This is a genomic window from Pseudomonas tremae (genome assembly GCF_023278125.1).
Lineage (GTDB): Bacteria > Pseudomonadota > Gammaproteobacteria > Pseudomonadales > Pseudomonadaceae > Aquipseudomonas > Aquipseudomonas tremae.
Window position 1 is genome coordinate 929,722 of the sequence record NZ_CP066270.1, and the last position, 14,684, is coordinate 944,405.

General features: G+C 59.5%; 15 protein-coding genes. 4 read left to right on the forward strand and 11 right to left on the reverse strand.

What is annotated here, in order from left to right; genetic code table 11:
* Nucleotides 1–40: 40 nt before the first annotated feature.
* The 3 genes from I9H09_RS04300 (at nucleotide 41) to aroA (ending at nucleotide 2,884) form a co-directional block, all read left to right on the forward strand.
* On the forward strand, nucleotides 41–1,045 hold the full coding sequence (locus I9H09_RS04300; protein ID WP_005891015.1) for a response regulator: 1,005 nt from the start codon (nucleotides 41–43) through the stop codon (nucleotides 1,043–1,045).
* 3 nt (nucleotides 1,046–1,048) lie between these two features.
* The gene (locus I9H09_RS04305; RefSeq protein ID WP_005891018.1) at nucleotides 1,049–1,531 is read left to right on the forward strand and encodes a PAS domain-containing protein; all 483 of its coding nucleotides are present in this window, start codon (nucleotides 1,049–1,051) and stop codon (nucleotides 1,529–1,531) included.
* A gap of 96 nt (nucleotides 1,532–1,627) precedes the next feature.
* On the forward strand, nucleotides 1,628–2,884 hold the full coding sequence (aroA, locus tag I9H09_RS04310) for a 3-phosphoshikimate 1-carboxyvinyltransferase (protein WP_005891019.1): 1,257 nt from the start codon (nucleotides 1,628–1,630) through the stop codon (nucleotides 2,882–2,884).
* A 94-nt stretch (nucleotides 2,885–2,978) separates the two neighbouring features.
* Here the strand turns inward: aroA and I9H09_RS04315 are convergent, their stop codons facing one another.
* From I9H09_RS04315 to I9H09_RS04360, 10 genes are all read right to left on the reverse strand, one after another.
* Complete coding sequence (locus I9H09_RS04315; protein ID WP_024669622.1) at nucleotides 2,979–3,641, reverse strand: ChrR family anti-sigma-E factor; 663 nt, start codon at nucleotides 3,639–3,641, stop codon at nucleotides 2,979–2,981.
* On the reverse strand, nucleotides 3,641–4,153 hold the full coding sequence (locus I9H09_RS04320; protein WP_024669623.1) for a sigma-70 family RNA polymerase sigma factor: 513 nt from the start codon (nucleotides 4,151–4,153) through the stop codon (nucleotides 3,641–3,643). The genes I9H09_RS04315 and I9H09_RS04320 overlap by 1 nt, the downstream gene beginning before the upstream one ends.
* Nucleotides 4,154–4,370: 217 nt before the next feature.
* Nucleotides 4,371–5,252 carry an aldose 1-epimerase gene (locus I9H09_RS04325; protein WP_024669624.1) on the reverse strand — a complete coding sequence of 294 codons (882 nt, stop codon included), beginning with the start codon at nucleotides 5,250–5,252 and terminating at the stop codon, nucleotides 4,371–4,373.
* Nucleotides 5,227–6,198: an EamA family transporter gene (locus I9H09_RS04330; RefSeq protein ID WP_122347662.1), complete on the reverse strand. Its 972-nt coding sequence runs from the start codon at nucleotides 6,196–6,198 to the stop codon at nucleotides 5,227–5,229. Before I9H09_RS04330 ends, I9H09_RS04325 begins: the two co-directional genes overlap by 26 nt.
* Before the next feature lie 83 nt (nucleotides 6,199–6,281).
* Nucleotides 6,282–7,562, reverse strand: coding sequence for a TRAP transporter large permease (locus I9H09_RS04335; RefSeq protein WP_005891039.1), 1,281 nt, complete (start codon nucleotides 7,560–7,562; stop codon nucleotides 6,282–6,284).
* Nucleotides 7,563–8,090 carry a TRAP transporter small permease gene (locus I9H09_RS04340; RefSeq protein WP_005891042.1) on the reverse strand — a complete coding sequence of 176 codons (528 nt, stop codon included), beginning with the start codon at nucleotides 8,088–8,090 and terminating at the stop codon, nucleotides 7,563–7,565. It abuts the gene before it with no gap.
* Between the two features lie 62 nt (nucleotides 8,091–8,152).
* Nucleotides 8,153–9,178, reverse strand: a complete 1,026-nt coding sequence (locus tag I9H09_RS04345) for a TRAP transporter substrate-binding protein (protein ID WP_054998013.1) — start codon at nucleotides 9,176–9,178, stop codon at nucleotides 8,153–8,155.
* A 56-nt stretch (nucleotides 9,179–9,234) separates the two neighbouring features.
* Nucleotides 9,235–10,119, reverse strand: coding sequence for a glucurono-1,5-lactonase (locus tag I9H09_RS04350; protein ID WP_122347661.1), 885 nt, complete (start codon nucleotides 10,117–10,119; stop codon nucleotides 9,235–9,237).
* 43 nt (nucleotides 10,120–10,162) lie between these two features.
* Nucleotides 10,163–10,987 carry an NAD-dependent epimerase/dehydratase family protein gene (locus tag I9H09_RS04355; RefSeq protein WP_122347660.1) on the reverse strand — a complete coding sequence of 275 codons (825 nt, stop codon included), beginning with the start codon at nucleotides 10,985–10,987 and terminating at the stop codon, nucleotides 10,163–10,165.
* 178 nt (nucleotides 10,988–11,165) lie between these two features.
* Complete coding sequence (locus tag I9H09_RS04360) at nucleotides 11,166–12,434, reverse strand: OprD family porin (RefSeq protein ID WP_024669627.1); 1,269 nt, start codon at nucleotides 12,432–12,434, stop codon at nucleotides 11,166–11,168.
* A gap of 464 nt (nucleotides 12,435–12,898) precedes the next feature.
* Here I9H09_RS04360 and budC point away from each other — a divergent pair, with 464 nt between their 5' ends.
* The gene (gene budC / locus I9H09_RS04365) at nucleotides 12,899–13,663 is read left to right on the forward strand and encodes a meso-2,3-butanediol dehydrogenase (protein ID WP_005891056.1); all 765 of its coding nucleotides are present in this window, start codon (nucleotides 12,899–12,901) and stop codon (nucleotides 13,661–13,663) included.
* 122 nt (nucleotides 13,664–13,785) lie between these two features.
* Here budC and I9H09_RS27065 read toward each other — a convergent pair whose 3' ends face one another.
* Nucleotides 13,786–14,649, reverse strand: a complete 864-nt coding sequence (locus tag I9H09_RS27065; protein ID WP_371906476.1) for a methyl-accepting chemotaxis protein — start codon at nucleotides 14,647–14,649, stop codon at nucleotides 13,786–13,788.
* Between the last annotated feature and the right edge of the window lie 35 nt (nucleotides 14,650–14,684).

The window sequence follows — 14,684 nt, forward strand, 5'->3', positions numbered from 1 at the left end:
GCCACCGTCAGCCTGATTTTTCCGTAGTGAGAACCACACGATGTCCACGCTTGCGCTATTGATATGCGACGACTCGAACATGGCGCGAAAGCAACTGCTGCGTGCCTTGCCTGCCGATTGGGATGTGTCGGTGACCCTGGCTACCCAAGGGCAGGAAGGCCTGGAGGCCATCCGTAAAGGTCAGGGCGAGATTGTGCTGCTCGACCTGACCATGCCGGTCATGGACGGCTACCAGACGCTGGCGGCAATTCGTGCGGAAAATCTGGACGCCAAGGTCATCGTGGTGTCCGGCGACGTGCAGGACGAAGCCGTGCGCCGGGTCATGGAACTGGGTGCCCTGGCGTTTCTGAAAAAGCCCGCTGACCCGGACGAGCTCAAAGACACGCTGGAACGTCTTGGCCTGCTAGGCAAACCGGCGACATCCCCTGTTGCCTTGCCAGCCCTCAACGGCAAAGGCGGGGTGATCAGCTTTCAGGACGCCTTCCGCGAAACCATCAACGTCGCCATGGGCCGCGCTGCCGCGTTGCTTGCCAAGGTGCTGGGCGTGTTCGTGCAGTTGCCGGTGCCCAACGTCAACATGCTCGAAGTCGGCGAATTGCACATGGCGCTGGCCGACGCCCATAGCGATCAACGGCTGACAGCGGTCTGCCAAGGTTACATCGGCGGCGGTATCGCTGGTGAGGCGCTGTTGATTTTCCATGACTCGGAAATCTCTGGCATGTCCCAGCTGATGGGCGGCGATCACTCCGACAGCTCCAATATGGAGATGCTGCTGGACCTGTCCACGATTCTCATCGGCGCTTGCCTGAGCGGCATTGCCGAGCAGATCGACATCGCGTTCTCCCAAGGGCACCCGCAGTTGCTGGGCGCGCAGGGCGGAATCGACGAACTCATTCGCGTCAATCAGCAACGCTGGAAAAAGACCCTGGCGGTCGAGATCAGTTACAGCGTGGAAGGCCACAATATTCACTTCGATCTGCTGATGCTGTTCACCGAAGACTCGGTCGAACTGCTTACCAAAAAACTCGCCTACATGATGAGCTGACCCATGAGCAACGCTATCGAAATCAACGAGCTTCATTGGTTGCTGGCCGTCACCCAGAACATTGACGTAGGCATCGTGGTACTGGACCTGAACTACCGGATAACGGTCTGGAATACCTTCATGGAAAACCGTTCCGGTGTGGTGCCCTATGTGGCTGTCGACAAGACCTTTTTCGAGGTTTTCCCCGAGGTAAATGCCAAGTGGTTCAGCAAGAAGGTCGATAACGTCGTGACCCTGGGCACGCCGGCGTTCACGATCTGGGAGCAGCGGCCGTACCTGGTGCGTTTCAAGAACTACCAGCCGATTACCGGGCACGAAGAGTTCATGTACCAGAACACCACGCTGTTTCCGCTGCGCTCGACCACAGGCGCTATCAGCCATGTGTGTCTGGTGATCTATGACGTCACCGATGTGGCAGCCAACCGCAACCAGTTGCTGGCCGCCAACGACAAGCTGCAGCAACTGTCCGGCTCTGCGCAAAAGTAAACGGCTGCGCAGGCTCGCGCGTCCAGCAAACCGCCCTGCGGGCTTGATCCCGCTCGTGCTAGGATCGTGGTTTTTCCGCTGACATTCAGGGACATCATGCGACCTCAAGCCACCCTCACTGTTTTGCCTGTCGAGCGCCCGCTGGTCGGGCGCGTCAGCCCGCCGGGCTCCAAGTCGATCACCAACCGCGCGCTGTTGCTGGCCGGCCTTGCCCAAGGCACCAGTCGCCTGACCGGCGCGTTGAAAAGTGACGACACTCGCGTGATGTCCGAAGCTTTGCGGCTGATGGGTGTGCAGGTCGATGAGCCTGACGAAAGTACGTTCGTAGTGACCAGCAATGGGCACTGGAACGCACCGCAACAAGCGCTTTTTCTGGGCAATGCCGGAACCGCGACGCGCTTTCTGACCGCTGCGCTGGCCAATTTCGAGGGCGACTTCGTGGTGGACGGTGACGAGTACATGCGCAAGCGCCCGATCGGCCCGTTGGTTGACGCCTTGCAACGCATGGGCGTGGACGTCAGCGCGCCAAGCGGTTGCCCGCCAGTGGCTATCAGCGGCAAGGGTGGGCTGGCGGCAGGTCGTATCGAGATCGATGGCAACCTGTCCAGCCAGTATGTGTCGGCGCTGTTGATGGCCGGAGCGTGCGGCAAGGGCGCTATTGAAGTGGCCCTGACCGGCAGTGAAATCGGCGCCCGTGGGTATGTCGATCTGACGCTCGCCGCCATGCAGGCGTTCGGTGCAGAGGTACAGGCCATCGGCGACTCGGCCTGGAAAGTATCCGCTACCGGTTACTGCGCCACTGACTTCCACATCGAGCCGGACGCCTCTGCAGCGACCTACCTGTGGGCCGCACAGGCTTTGACCCAGGGCAGTATCGATCTTGGTGTGGCCAGCGACGCATTCACTCAGCCAGACGCGCTCGCCAGCCAGATCATCGACCTTTTTCCGAACATGCCCGCCGTTATCGATGGTTCGCAGATGCAGGACGCCATTCCGACGCTGGCTGTGCTCGCGGCCTTCAATCGCCAGCCAGTGCGCTTTGTCGGCATCGCCAACCTGCGCGTCAAGGAATGCGACCGTATTTCAGCCTTGTCCCAAGGCCTGTGCGCCATTGCTCCCGGCCTGGCAGTCGAGGAGGGCGACGATCTTCTGGTCAATGCCAATCCGGCTCTGGCTGGTACCACTGTCGATGCACTGATCGACACTCACGCCGACCACCGTATCGCCATGTGCTTTGCGCTGGCCGGTCTGAAAATCAAAGGTATCCATATTCAGGACCCCGATTGCGTCGGCAAGACCTATCCGGGCTACTGGGACGCACTGGCTTCGCTGGGTGTGAGTATCCAGCGCTGAGCCCATGCGAGATGGGGTCGGGTACAGAAACGCAACGTGTCGTTCTGTATGACGGGATGCGAGCATTCGATTTCGACTGCTCGCAAGTTTCACCTCAAATCCCGAAGAACGGCTGCATCATCCTCGCCAGCCATCCGTGAAAACGCAGTTTTGAATCCGCAGCCAGCACGCAGATGCACTCCCGATCCGGGTAGGCAATTGGCTGATGCTGGATGTGGCTGTCAAGATCGGCCACATCACCCGGCCCGAACTCACCCAGCACATCGTGATATGCGCCTTTGAGGACCATGGTTATTTCGCCGCTTTCATGGCTGTGAACCGGCATGCTGACGCCCGGAGCGATTTTCAGCAGCATCAGGTTGCCGTGCTCTATACCTTCGGCGCGCACACGCTGCACGCCGGGGATCAGCGTCTTCCATTTCAGCGTGCTCAGATGGCGCCCGAAATACGCCTGCATACAGGTCGGCAGCAGGTCCGGGTCCTGATTGGCTGCGGGTATCGAGTTTATAGGGGGCGCAGAATGTGCAGTCTGTTCATCCAGGCGGGCCAGCATCGCCGAACGGCTCTTGAGCGAGATGACCGTGTTTGCCTGTTGTTGCATCAATACACCACCGATCTGCTCTGCCTGCCGTAGCCGTGCCCTGCACTCGGGGCAACGCTCCAGGTGCGCGGCGGTGACCAGCGTAAGGACCTGCGACAGCGCCCCCGACGCATAGCTGACCAGCGTGGCTTCATCCGGATGATGCGATGGGCCCATCATGATTCCTCCATCCCTGAACGCAGCTTCTGAAACGCCAGGCGCAAGCAGGACTTCACCGTGCCCAGCGGCATGTCGAGGCGTTCGGAAATTTCTCGATGGCTGAGCGCTTCGAAATAGGACATGCGCAGCACCTTGGCTTGATCAGCGGGGAGGTTCTGAATAGCGATGTTCAGGTTGTGCTCCTGACGCTGGCTGTAATCGAGCGTTCTGTCTACCGGTGCCTCCAGACGCTCGAGTTGTTCCAGCGAGTCCTGCACCTGCACCCAGCCGCGGTCCTTGCGCACGCTGTCGATGTACAGATTGCGCGCGATGCGAAACAGCCAGGTGCCCAGGCTCGCTTTGGCCGGGTCAAAGGAATCAGCCTTGTTCCACAGCTTGAGCAGCACCTCCTGTACCACCTCCTCAGCCTGCCCTTCGGGCACATTCAACCCCGTCAGGTAGCGCAACAAGCGCGGCGCGAAGTGATCGTAGATGCGCAGGAAGCTATCGCGGTCCCGTTGCCGGGCCACTGCGGCGACTTCATCAATCCAAAGTCGGGTTGTCGTCGAGTCGCTGTGCGGGTTGGACAAGTGACAGAAGGTCCTGAGACGGGCAGTTATGCGCATGATCCACCTTCTGATCACCAATGTATGGTTTTGGTTCGCGGTCAAAGAGGTTACGAAGATGCAGAGAGGATGGATCACAGCATGCGATGAGCGGGCCGGCAGACTTCTTCAAGAAATGTGATCAAGCGTTCTGTGTCAGAGCCATATAGCTCAGGCTGACCCCAAGCGTCATCGACTCCCCCTGCCGCAGCAGCTTCAAACCCGGATGGCCGGGCAAATGATGAGCATTGACCGGGTGGCTGACCGGCTCGAAACAGAAGAAATCCAGCCCCGGCGGGCAGAACACCAGAAAGTATTCGCTGCCGGTGGCCTCAACGTGCAGCTCGTAGCCCAGGTCTGGCTGGCTGATGAGGCTGTGACCCTCCCAGCCGGTGAAGCCATTGTCGAGGCGCGTGGCGGGCAGGGTGTTGCCGTGCCGGAAGTCCCATTCGGCGGGCAGGTCCTGCAACTCGGTGGGCAAGCCTGCGGGGTCGCACAGCCAGACCTGCGCTGCCTTCACCTGCAAGCGTGTGCGAGGCGTACGTGGCAGGTAAGGGTGCAAGCCCAGACCGTGCCAGGCGGCGCGGCTGTCCTGGTGCGTAGTGGTCAGCTCGATGCTCAGTTTGCCACCGCGCAGGGTGTAGCGCAGTTCGGCGCGGTAGGCGAACGGTGTCTGACTGTCGAGTTGCAGGCAGATACTCTGCTGGGTCTGCTCGACGACCGTCCAGGCTTGTTGCCAGGCGCTGCCATGAATGGGCAGCGGGTCGTTTGCACTGTTGGGCGCCAGCGTCAGCCAGCCATCCGGCGTGTCGAAACCGCTGTTGCCGATCCGGTTCGACCAGGGAGCCAGCGGGTAGCAGGCTAGCCGACGGGGCGTGCCGGCAGCCAGTGCGTACTCGCTGCTGGGGCGCAGCAGTGGATGGCCGCTGGCCAGAGCGGTCCAGTTGACGATACTGGCGCCTATTTCAGGGGCGACGCTCAGACGGGTCAGGCCATCTTCAAGGATCAGAACGTTCACGGGCATGAGGCAGGACCTTGCTGGATGTGTGAGGAACAGGCGAAGGCGTGCGCCGCCAGGTCAGCAGAACAATCCCGCTGACCACAATCAACCCGCCAATGACCTGACCGCTGCTGAGCAACTGGTCCAGAATCAGCCAGCCGAACAGCAGGCTGGCCACCGGTTCGATGTTCATTACCGGCGCATTGCGGCTGATGTCCAGGCGCGCCATACAGATGAACAGCAGCGAAAAGCCCAGCCCGTACAGCAGCACCAGACTGGCCAGCGCAGTCCAGCCGACACGGCTTGCCGGCAGATCCACGCCGCCGGGCAGCAGGCCGCTGGCACCCGCTACCGCCGCCGCGACGAAGACCACCGCCATGGTCAACATGCTGCGCACTGTACCGCGCATGCTGGCCAGTTTGTTGTCGGTAATCCACAGCGCAAAGGCGAACACCACCGCGGCAGTGAATGCATAAGCGATGCCCTCCAGCCACTGTGGTTCGCTGCTGCCGGAGTTAGACAGTCGTTGTGGCACGTCCAGCGCCAGGGTCAGGCCAAACAGGATCAGTCCCATCAGGGCTGCGGCACGCCGCGTCGGCCTGGCTCCGCCCAGCGCCCAGCTCAGCAGGGCCAGCAGGATCGGCGAGACATTGACCACCAACAGCGCCAGAGCCACCGGAATGCGCGCCACCGCTGAATAAATACAGAAACTCTGGGTTGCGATAAGCAGCCCGAGCAACAGTTGCCAGCGCCATGTGCTGGCGGCAAGGCGGGGTTTTTCACGTTGCCACAGCACCAGGCTGACCAACACCAGCAGGGTCACGCCGGAACGACAGAGGATGGCCAGCAGCAGCCCGGTGTCATGACCGAAGGCGATACGCGCCGCGATATGGTTGCCGGCAAACGAGCAGGCCAGCAGCGCCAGAATCATCACAGCGATGTGGCGGGGGAACAGGGCAGGAGCGGACATACGCAACCAGCCTCCTTGGCTGGAAAAACCGGATCGCCTGCCGGAACCCGTTTCCAGGCCCCGGCAGCGTTACCACGACAGACTTAAAGCACGACGCTCGGCAGCCACAGTGAAATGGCCGGAACGTAAGTGACCAGCATCAGCACCATGAACAACGCGATGTAGAAGGGTACCAGTGCTTTTACCGTGGCTTCGATAGTGACTTTGCCCACCGCAGCACCGACGAACAGCACTGCGCCGACCGGCGGTGTGATGAGACCTATCCCCAGATTGACCAGCATGATCATACCGAAGTGCACTGGGTCGATGCCGACGCCGACGATGACCGGCAACAGAATCGGGGTCAGGATCAGGATCAGCGGCGCCATGTCCATGACGGTGCCCAGCAACAGCAACATGACGTTGATGCACATCAGGATCACGTAGCGGTTGTCCGACAGGGTCAGGAACGCGGTAGTTATCTTCATCGGGATCTCCATCAGCGTCAGGATGTAACCAAAGCTGGCAGCGAAACCGATCAGGATCATCACGATGGAAATGGTACGGGCGGCCCGGTGCATCAGTTTGGGCAGATCGCGCCATTTGTAGTCGCGGTAGATGAACATGGTGACGAAGAACGACCACAGCACGGCAATCGCAGCCGACTCGGTGGCGGTGAAAATACCCGACAGGATGCCACCGAGAATAATGACCATGGCCATCATGCCCCAGAGCGCTTCACCGGCAATTTTTAACGCCTGACGCAGCGGTATCACTTCGCCTTTGGGGTAGTTGCGCTTGCGCGCGAAGATCATGCACAAGCCCATCATCACTGCGCTGAGCAACAGCCCCGGCAAAATTCCGGCCATGAACAGCGACGCGATCGATACAGTGCCGCCCGCGGCCAGCGAGTAAAGCACTGAGTTGTGGCTGGGAGGCGTCAGCAGGGCCTGAACCGAGCCGCTGACGGTTACTGCCGTGGAGAAATCGCGTGGGTAACCGTTACGTTCCATTTCCGGGATCAATACCGAGCCCACCGACGCGGTGTCGGCGACTGACGAACCGGAGATTGCGCCGAAGAAGGTCGAAGCAACAATATTGACCAGCGACAGGCCGCCGCGCACGAAACCCACCAGCACCGCCGCAAACGCGACCAGCCGCCGGGACATGCCGCCTTCGGCCATGATTGCACCGGCCAGCACGAAAAACGGAATCGCCAGTAGCGAGAACTTGTTCACGCCACCGGCAATCTGGATCATCAAGGCGTCTGCCGGAATGTCGATCCACCAGGCGCCGATCAAGGCAGAAAGGCCCAGCGCGTAAGCGACCGGCATACCTATCAGGATCAGTGCGATGAAGCTGCCTAACAGTATAAAAGCGTCCATTTATGCGGCACCTTCGCTTTCTTCAATGACGTCGAAGCGCATCACCGCGCGATGACTCTGGTCGCCCAGAAACAGCCGTTCCAGCACGAAAATCAGGGTCACGATGCCGCCAAGGGGAATTGGCAGATAAGAGATCCCGACGCGCAGAAACGGCAACTCGCCGATAAACTGATTCCAGGTGGTGGCGCACAGCTTGAAGCCCTTGACGATCATGAACAGCGCCACAATCGCCATCAGAACCTGCACCACCATTGCGGCGATACGGCGTACCTGCTGCGGCATGCGGTCCACCGCCATCGACACCGCCATGTGCGCCCCGGCGCGGTAGCTGGCTGCTGCGCCGAAGAAGGTAAACACCACCATCAGCAGAATGGCCGTGGGTTCCGGCCAGCTGGAACCGCTGCCGAGGATATAGCGGGCAAAGATTCCCCAGGGAATGATCAGGGTCATGATCAGCACCGACAGACCCGCAATGCCGATACAGACCCGATAAACCGTGTCGTTGATGCGCAAAAGCGTATTTTTCATTGGGCTCACCACTGCGGCGGCGAACGAGCTTGTGCTCGTCCCCGCAGCGTAATCGGACAGGCTTATTGGGCCGTTGGGGTACTGGTCGCCGCTAGCGCCGGGTTGGTCTGTACCGCATTGATACGCTCGATCAAGGCCTTGTAAGGCGCGCCGAACTTGTCGCGTACCGGCTGGGTGGCGTTGTAGAAGGCTTTTTTCTGCTCAGGCGTCAGCGTGATGAACTCCACACCTGCGGCCTTGAGCTTGGTTTCCGCGTCGGCTGAAGACTTGTCCCACAGCACGCGCTCTTCCATTTGTGCTTCACGCGCGAGCTTTTTCACCAGCGCCTGCTGCTCCGGGTTGAGCTTTTCCCAAGTGGTTTTCGCCATCACGATGGGCTCGGGCAGAATCAAATGCTCGGTAATCGTAAAGAATTTGGCGTTCTGGTAATGGTTGTGCTGAAAGTAGGTGGGCGGGTTGTTTTCTGCGCCGTCAATGACGCCGGTCTGCAGCGCGCTGAAGATTTCGCCGGTGGCCATGGCGATGCCGTTGCCGCCCATGTCGTTGATGGTTTCGATGAACACCGGGTTGCCCTGAACGCGTATTTTCATGCCTTTGAGGTCTGAAATCTGCCGTACCGGTTTCTTGGTGTACAGGTTGCGGGTGCCGCCATCCATCCAGGCCAGAGCGACCATGTTGAATTGCGAGTTGGTGATCTTGTCGAGAATTTCCTGGCCAATCTCACCGTCGATGATCGTGCGCATGTGTGCCTGATCACGGAATACGAACGGCAGGTTGAAAACGTTGACGTCCGGCACCACCGGGCCGACGATGCCAAGGCTGACGCGGGTCATCTGCACAGCGCCACTCTGGACCTGCTCGACCACTTCCTTCTCGGAGCCGAGCACGCCGCCAGCGTACATCTTGAAGCTGATTTCACCTTTGGATTGCTCTTCGAGCTTTTTACCCATGTTTTGCTCGGCCACGACCGGCGCGTAGCCTGCGGGGTGGACCTCGGCGAACTTGATTTTGATGTCTTCCTTGGGCGTGCAGGCCACACAAAAGACCAACGGGAGTGCGGCGATGAGAAGCTTGCGTTTGAAATCCATGGATATCTCCAATATTGTTATTTTTGGTCGAGCTATAAGGTTTTCAGCAGGCGCAATCAGCCCTGAAATACGGGTTCCTCCAGGCCTTTGACGCCAGGTCGCAACGCGAACACGCCACCGGCGAGTGGCTGGTCGCCGATATCGCCGCCCGGGCGAATGGAGGTGACGAACAGAGTATCCAGGCCGGGGCCGCCAAAGGCACACATGGCCGGTTTTTTCACCGGCACGGCCAGCGAGCGGTCGAGCTTGCCGTCGGGCGTAAAACGGTGGATCAGGCCGGCATCATTGCCGCAGATCCAGTAGCAGCCATCGGTGTCCATCGCAGCGCCGTCGGGACGGCCCGGATGAAGGTTCATGTCCACGAACAGGCGACGGTTAAGCGGGGTGCCGTTGTCTGGGTCGTAGTCGAACGCCCAGATTTTCTGCACGCTGGGGTGCGAATCGGACAGGTACATGGTCTTGCCGTCCGGGCTAAACGCCAGGCCGTTGGGAACGATGAAGTCCTTCAGCTGTGCGTCCAGCGTTTTCTGATCGGCGCAGTAGCGATACATCGCGCCGACCACTGCGCCAGCGGACATGTCCATCAGCATGGTGCCGGCCCAGAAACGGCCCTGTCGGTCACAGCGGCCATCATTGAAGCGCATGCCGGCCTGCGCGTGTTCGACGCTGGCCAGCAGCGTGCTGATCAGGCTGCCGTCGTCGCAGGGTTGCAGGTGAAAAATCCCGCTTTCCATCCCCGCAATCCAGCCACCGCGGCTGTCTGCTGCGATGCAGGCGAGCATCTGCGGAGCGTCCCAACTGCGTGTGCTGCCAGTTGCATGACTCCAGCAATGCAGACGGCCTGCCGGGATATCTACCCAGTAAAGCGCCTGGTCATGCACGCTCCAGACCGGGCTTTCGCCCGTGGCGTTCTGTGCATCGACTATCAGCTCGGCATCCATGACGATTCTTGTCTCCAGGGTTCTGAAAGAGAGAGACTGATGTTCAGTCGCCGAACGGGCCCGATGCTACAAAAGCGCCGCCCTGATAGACCATCGCCGGGTCATCGGCTGTCGGCAGCGGCTGCGCTTCAACCTTGGCGCGAAATTGTTCCGAGCTGTCTTTGGGGACGTATCCCAGGCTGCTGGCAAGACTGTTGTCCCACCACACGGTCTTGTTGTCCGACACGCCATAGACCACTGTATGGCCTACTTTCGGCGCATACAGGGAGCGCTCGATGAGTTGTGTCAGGTCGCCGAAGCTCAGCCAGGTGCTCATCATTCGACGGTTTTGCGGTTCGGCAAACGATGAGCCGATGCGGATGCTGACAGTCTCGATGCCGTAGCGATCAAAGTAGAAACTGGCCATGTCTTCGCCGTAGGACTTGGACAGGCCGTAATAGCTGTCCGGGCGACGAGGCGAGTGCGCATCGATGGTTTCGTCCTGCTTGTAGAAACCGATCACATGGTTGGAACTGGCAAAGATCACCCGCTTCACGCCATGGCAGCGTGCGGCCTCGTAAATGTGGAAGACGCCACAGATGTTGGCACCAAGGATTTCCTCGAACGGTCGCTCGACCGATACGCCGCCAAAATGGAGAATCGCATCCACACCTTCGACCAGTTGGTGTACCGCGTTCTTGTCGGCCAGATCGCAAACCTGAACCTCTTCTCGGTCGTCGACCGCCGGTGCCATCTCGGCAATGTCGGAGAGGCGCAGCACCTGAGCGTAAGGGCGCAGTGTTTCGCGCAATACCTTGCCCAGGCCGCCTGCCGCGCCGGTCAGCAGGAGGCGATTGAAGGGAGTTGGAGTGGTATGAGCCGATGCCATGAGAAAGTCCTGATTTGTTATTTTTGTCATCTGTTGTCGTATGACTTGCCGGATTATCGACATCGCCCGCGCTGCTTGTCAACGCGGCCAACGTATAAATCGGGCCGTAATATTCCGGGCCGACACAGGTAGTTACAAAGGCAAAGCCTGCAGTGAACGCCAGGCTTCGCCTTCTGCTTCAGAGCAACGAAATCGGGTAGCTGACGAACACACGGTTCTCATCGAATTCGTTGGCACTGAAATCGCGACGCATGCTTGAGTTGCGCCATTTGACGTTCAGGTTCTTGAGCGCGCCGCTCTGCACCGTATAAGCCAGTTCAGACTCGCGTCCCCATTCCTTGCCATCAGTGATCGTGCCGGTGTGTACGTTATCGCCGCTGATGTAGCGGTTCATCATCGTCATGCCGGGCACCCCGAGCACCGCGAAGTTGTAGTCATGGCGCAGCTGCCAGGACTTCTCTTTGGCGTTGTCGTAGCTGGCGTTGTAGCTGTCGTTGGCCAGTGTGCCGCCGCTGGTGCCGTTGACGCGCATCCACGCCGTATCACCAGTAAGCTTTTGCAGGCCGACATAAAACGTGCTGCCGCCGTAGCGGGCCGAGAGCAGTGCGTAGGTGGTCTTGTTGTCCAGATCACCCGCCAGTTTGTTGCCGTCTTCCTTGCCGGTGAAGAACCCCAGGTTTGCGCCCAGGGTCCAGTCGCCGATGGGCTGGCTGTGCAACAGGTTGAAGAACTGCTGCTGGTAAATGTCCTGCAACTCCGAATACCAGACGCCTACCTGAGTACGCTTTTCATTGAAGACATACTCGCCGCCGCCGAAATTGAAGCGGTCGGACGTGAACGCGCCTCGTCCGTTCATCGACATGTCTTCCATGCTGGCGTCATTGCGCGGGCTGTTACCGCGAAACTGCCCGCCGTACAGCGTCAGGCCGTCTATCTCTTTGGACGTCACCTGACCGCCCTGAAAGGTCTGTGGCAATGAACGACCGTCATCGGAGCGCAAAATCGGCAGCACCGGCATCCACTCGCCGACCTTCAATTCGGTCTTGGAAACCCGCGCCTTGCCTGCCACGCCAAGACGTCCGAAATCATCAGCCGGGCGCCCGTCGCTGTGAATAGGCAGCAACTGAGTGCCGCCGGTCCCTTTGCCGCCATCAAGTTTGAGCGAGTACAGGCCCAGCACATCGACCCCGAAACCGACCACGCCCTGAGTAAAGCCGGACTTGGCATCGAGAATGAAACTCTGCGTCCATTCTTCAGCTTTGTTCTGCGGCGCAGCACTGTTGGGGAACGCCGGATTGGTGAAGTTACGATTGAAGTAAGCGTTACGCAGCGTCAGCGTCGCTTTGGTATCGTCGACGAAGCCTTCAGCCATGCCCAGCATCGGGAAAATCAGCGTCATGCCGCCAACACCCAGCAAAATGCGCGAACGGGTAGAGTGAGTTGTCATTATTGTTGTGCTCCCTTTTTTTATTGAAACCGTCCTCTTTTCTGGCCACGTGCAACTGCGACCGACACCTTCGAGGATTACGTGATGCCTGTTGCCAGGCATGGCCCCGACCGACAGGCGATCGAGGACGTTCGCCGTGCTTCAGCGAATACCGAGAATCTGGAAGGGGGTCAGGCAGCGCGACGCGGAGACGTCCGACGAAAATTCAATAATCCCTGGAGCGGGTATGCAGGCAAGCGTTGTCATATAGGTGGCCCAGTCTTGTTTTTATTGTTGGCGTTATAGGTTGTCGTACAACTTGAAGGATATTTGCAGCGCAGCCTGTGTTTGTCAACGAGCTGTTAGTCGGGTTTACCGATTCACCTGATTTTAAACGCTCATGTTGAAGTGACTGAATAGGAGTGAACGGGGCGGGCGGCGCAACGGTCCACCCGGTAACCCCATTGTTTTTTTGGAGCTGCCGCATGAATCGTTTTACTCAAAAAGTCGTTGTCGTCACTGGAGCAGGTTCCGGGATAGGCGAGGCCACCGCCAAGCGTTTCGCACAGGAAGGCGCGAGCCTGGTACTGGTTGGCCGCAATCAGGACAAGCTTGCCAAAGTGGCTGCACAACTGGCCGGCGCAGGGCATTTGGTCAGGGCTACTGACGTGGCGGACCTGACGGATGTGGAAGCGCTGTTCAAGGAAGTGGCTGAGCGCTTCGGTCGCCTGGACGTTCTGGTCAACAATGCCGGTGTCGTCAAATCCGGCAAAGTTACCGAGCTGGGAGTAGAAGACTGGAAAGAGTTGATGTCGGTGGACCTCGACGGCGTGTTCTATTGCACCCGCACGGCCATGCCTGCGTTGATTGCCAGCAAAGGCAACATCGTCAACGTGTCATCGGTATCCGGCATGGGCGGTGACTGGGGCATGAGTTTCTACAACGCGGCTAAAGGTGCGATCACCAATTTTACCCGGGCACTGGCCTTGGATCATGGCGCTGATGGCGTGCGGGTAAACGCTGTATGCCCATCGCTGACTCGCAGTGAGCTGACCGAAGACATGTTTGACGATGAGGCGCTTATTGCCAAGTTCATGGAGCGCATTCCGCTGGGTCGACCTGGCGAAGCGGAAGACGTTGGCGATGTGATTGCCTTCCTGGCGAGCGACGATGCGCGCTTCGTAACTGGCGTAAACCTGCCGGTGGATGGCGGGTTGTCAGCGTCCAACGGGCAGCCGCAGCAGGCTTGAGGCTGGTCTTGCCGCCTGATGAGGCCCTGAGAAGCGCTATCGATCCTTGCGCGTGAACCTTGGGCGCACAAAAAAGCCCGGTAAAAACCGGGCTCCTGAGTTGTTATGGCTATTGCGAGAGATCAGATCCTGAAGTGACTGACCATTGTCTGCAACTGGCCGCCGAGGCGAGCCAGTTCGACACTGGAAGCCGCTGTTTCTTCACTGGCTGACGCAGTCTGCTCGGATACATCGCGAACGTTGACGATGCTGCGGCTGATCTCTTCAGCCACAGCGCTTTGCTGTTCGGCGGCTGCAGCGATCTGCTGGTTCATGGCTTGAATGCTCGAAACTGTGTGGGTGATGCTGCCCAGCGATGTACCTGCCTGACGACTCAACTGCACGCTGCTGACCGTCAGTTCGCGGCTGTTGAGCATGATGCTGGACACTTGGCGTGTACCGCTTTGCAGGGCAGCCACCAGGGTTTCGATTTCCACCGTGGACTGCTGCGTGCGTTGAGCCAGGCCACGGACTTCGTCGGCAACCACGGCAAAGCCACGTCCGGCTTCCCCGGCGCGTGCTGCTTCAATGGCGGCGTTGAGGGCAAGCAGGTTGGTTTGCTCGGCCACAGCCTTGATCACGTCCATGACCTTGCCGATCTTGTCGCTTTCCTGCTCCAGGTGGTTCATGGCATCGGCGGAGCGACCCACTTCAGCTGCCAGACGCTCGATCTGAGCGATCGCTTCACCAACGACCTTGTCGCCATCGCGTGCTTCGCGGTCGGCATTCGACGCTGCCTGCGAGGCCTGTTCGGCATTACGGGCCACTTCTGCAACGGTGGCGGACATTTCGTGCATGGCAGTGGCCACCTGATCGGTTTCCACTTTCTGGCTGTTGACGCCGGCACTGGTCTGCTCGGTGACTGCGGAGAGCTCTTCAGCAGCGCTGGCGATCTGTACCACGCTGTCGCGAATCCCGCCGATCAGCTCGCGCAAGGTGCTGCCCATGCGCTGAATGCCTTGCTGCAGAACACCCAGCTCGT

Coding starts and splice junctions, on each gene's coding strand:
- I9H09_RS04340 (WP_005891042.1), bottom strand. CDS start 8,090: ATGAAAAATACGCTTTTGCGCATCAACGACACGGTTTATCGGGTCTGT.
- I9H09_RS04325 (WP_024669624.1), bottom strand. CDS start 5,252: ATGCCCGTGAACGTTCTGATCCTTGAAGATGGCCTGACCCGTCTGAGC.
- aroA (WP_005891019.1), top strand. CDS start 1,628: ATGCGACCTCAAGCCACCCTCACTGTTTTGCCTGTCGAGCGCCCGCTG.
- I9H09_RS04305 (WP_005891018.1), top strand. CDS start 1,049: ATGAGCAACGCTATCGAAATCAACGAGCTTCATTGGTTGCTGGCCGTC.
- I9H09_RS04345 (WP_054998013.1), bottom strand. CDS start 9,178: ATGGATTTCAAACGCAAGCTTCTCATCGCCGCACTCCCGTTGGTCTTT.
- I9H09_RS04335 (WP_005891039.1), bottom strand. CDS start 7,562: ATGGACGCTTTTATACTGTTAGGCAGCTTCATCGCACTGATCCTGATA.
- I9H09_RS04315 (WP_024669622.1), bottom strand. CDS start 3,641: ATGGGCCCATCGCATCATCCGGATGAAGCCACGCTGGTCAGCTATGCG.
- I9H09_RS27065 (WP_371906476.1), bottom strand. CDS start 14,649: ATGGGCAGCACCTTGCGCGAGCTGATCGGCGGGATTCGCGACAGCGTG.
- I9H09_RS04300 (WP_005891015.1), top strand. CDS start 41: ATGTCCACGCTTGCGCTATTGATATGCGACGACTCGAACATGGCGCGA.
- I9H09_RS04355 (WP_122347660.1), bottom strand. CDS start 10,987: ATGGCATCGGCTCATACCACTCCAACTCCCTTCAATCGCCTCCTGCTG.
- I9H09_RS04350 (WP_122347661.1), bottom strand. CDS start 10,119: ATGGATGCCGAGCTGATAGTCGATGCACAGAACGCCACGGGCGAAAGC.
- I9H09_RS04360 (WP_024669627.1), bottom strand. CDS start 12,434: ATGACAACTCACTCTACCCGTTCGCGCATTTTGCTGGGTGTTGGCGGC.
- I9H09_RS04330 (WP_122347662.1), bottom strand. CDS start 6,198: ATGTCCGCTCCTGCCCTGTTCCCCCGCCACATCGCTGTGATGATTCTG.
- budC (WP_005891056.1), top strand. CDS start 12,899: ATGAATCGTTTTACTCAAAAAGTCGTTGTCGTCACTGGAGCAGGTTCC.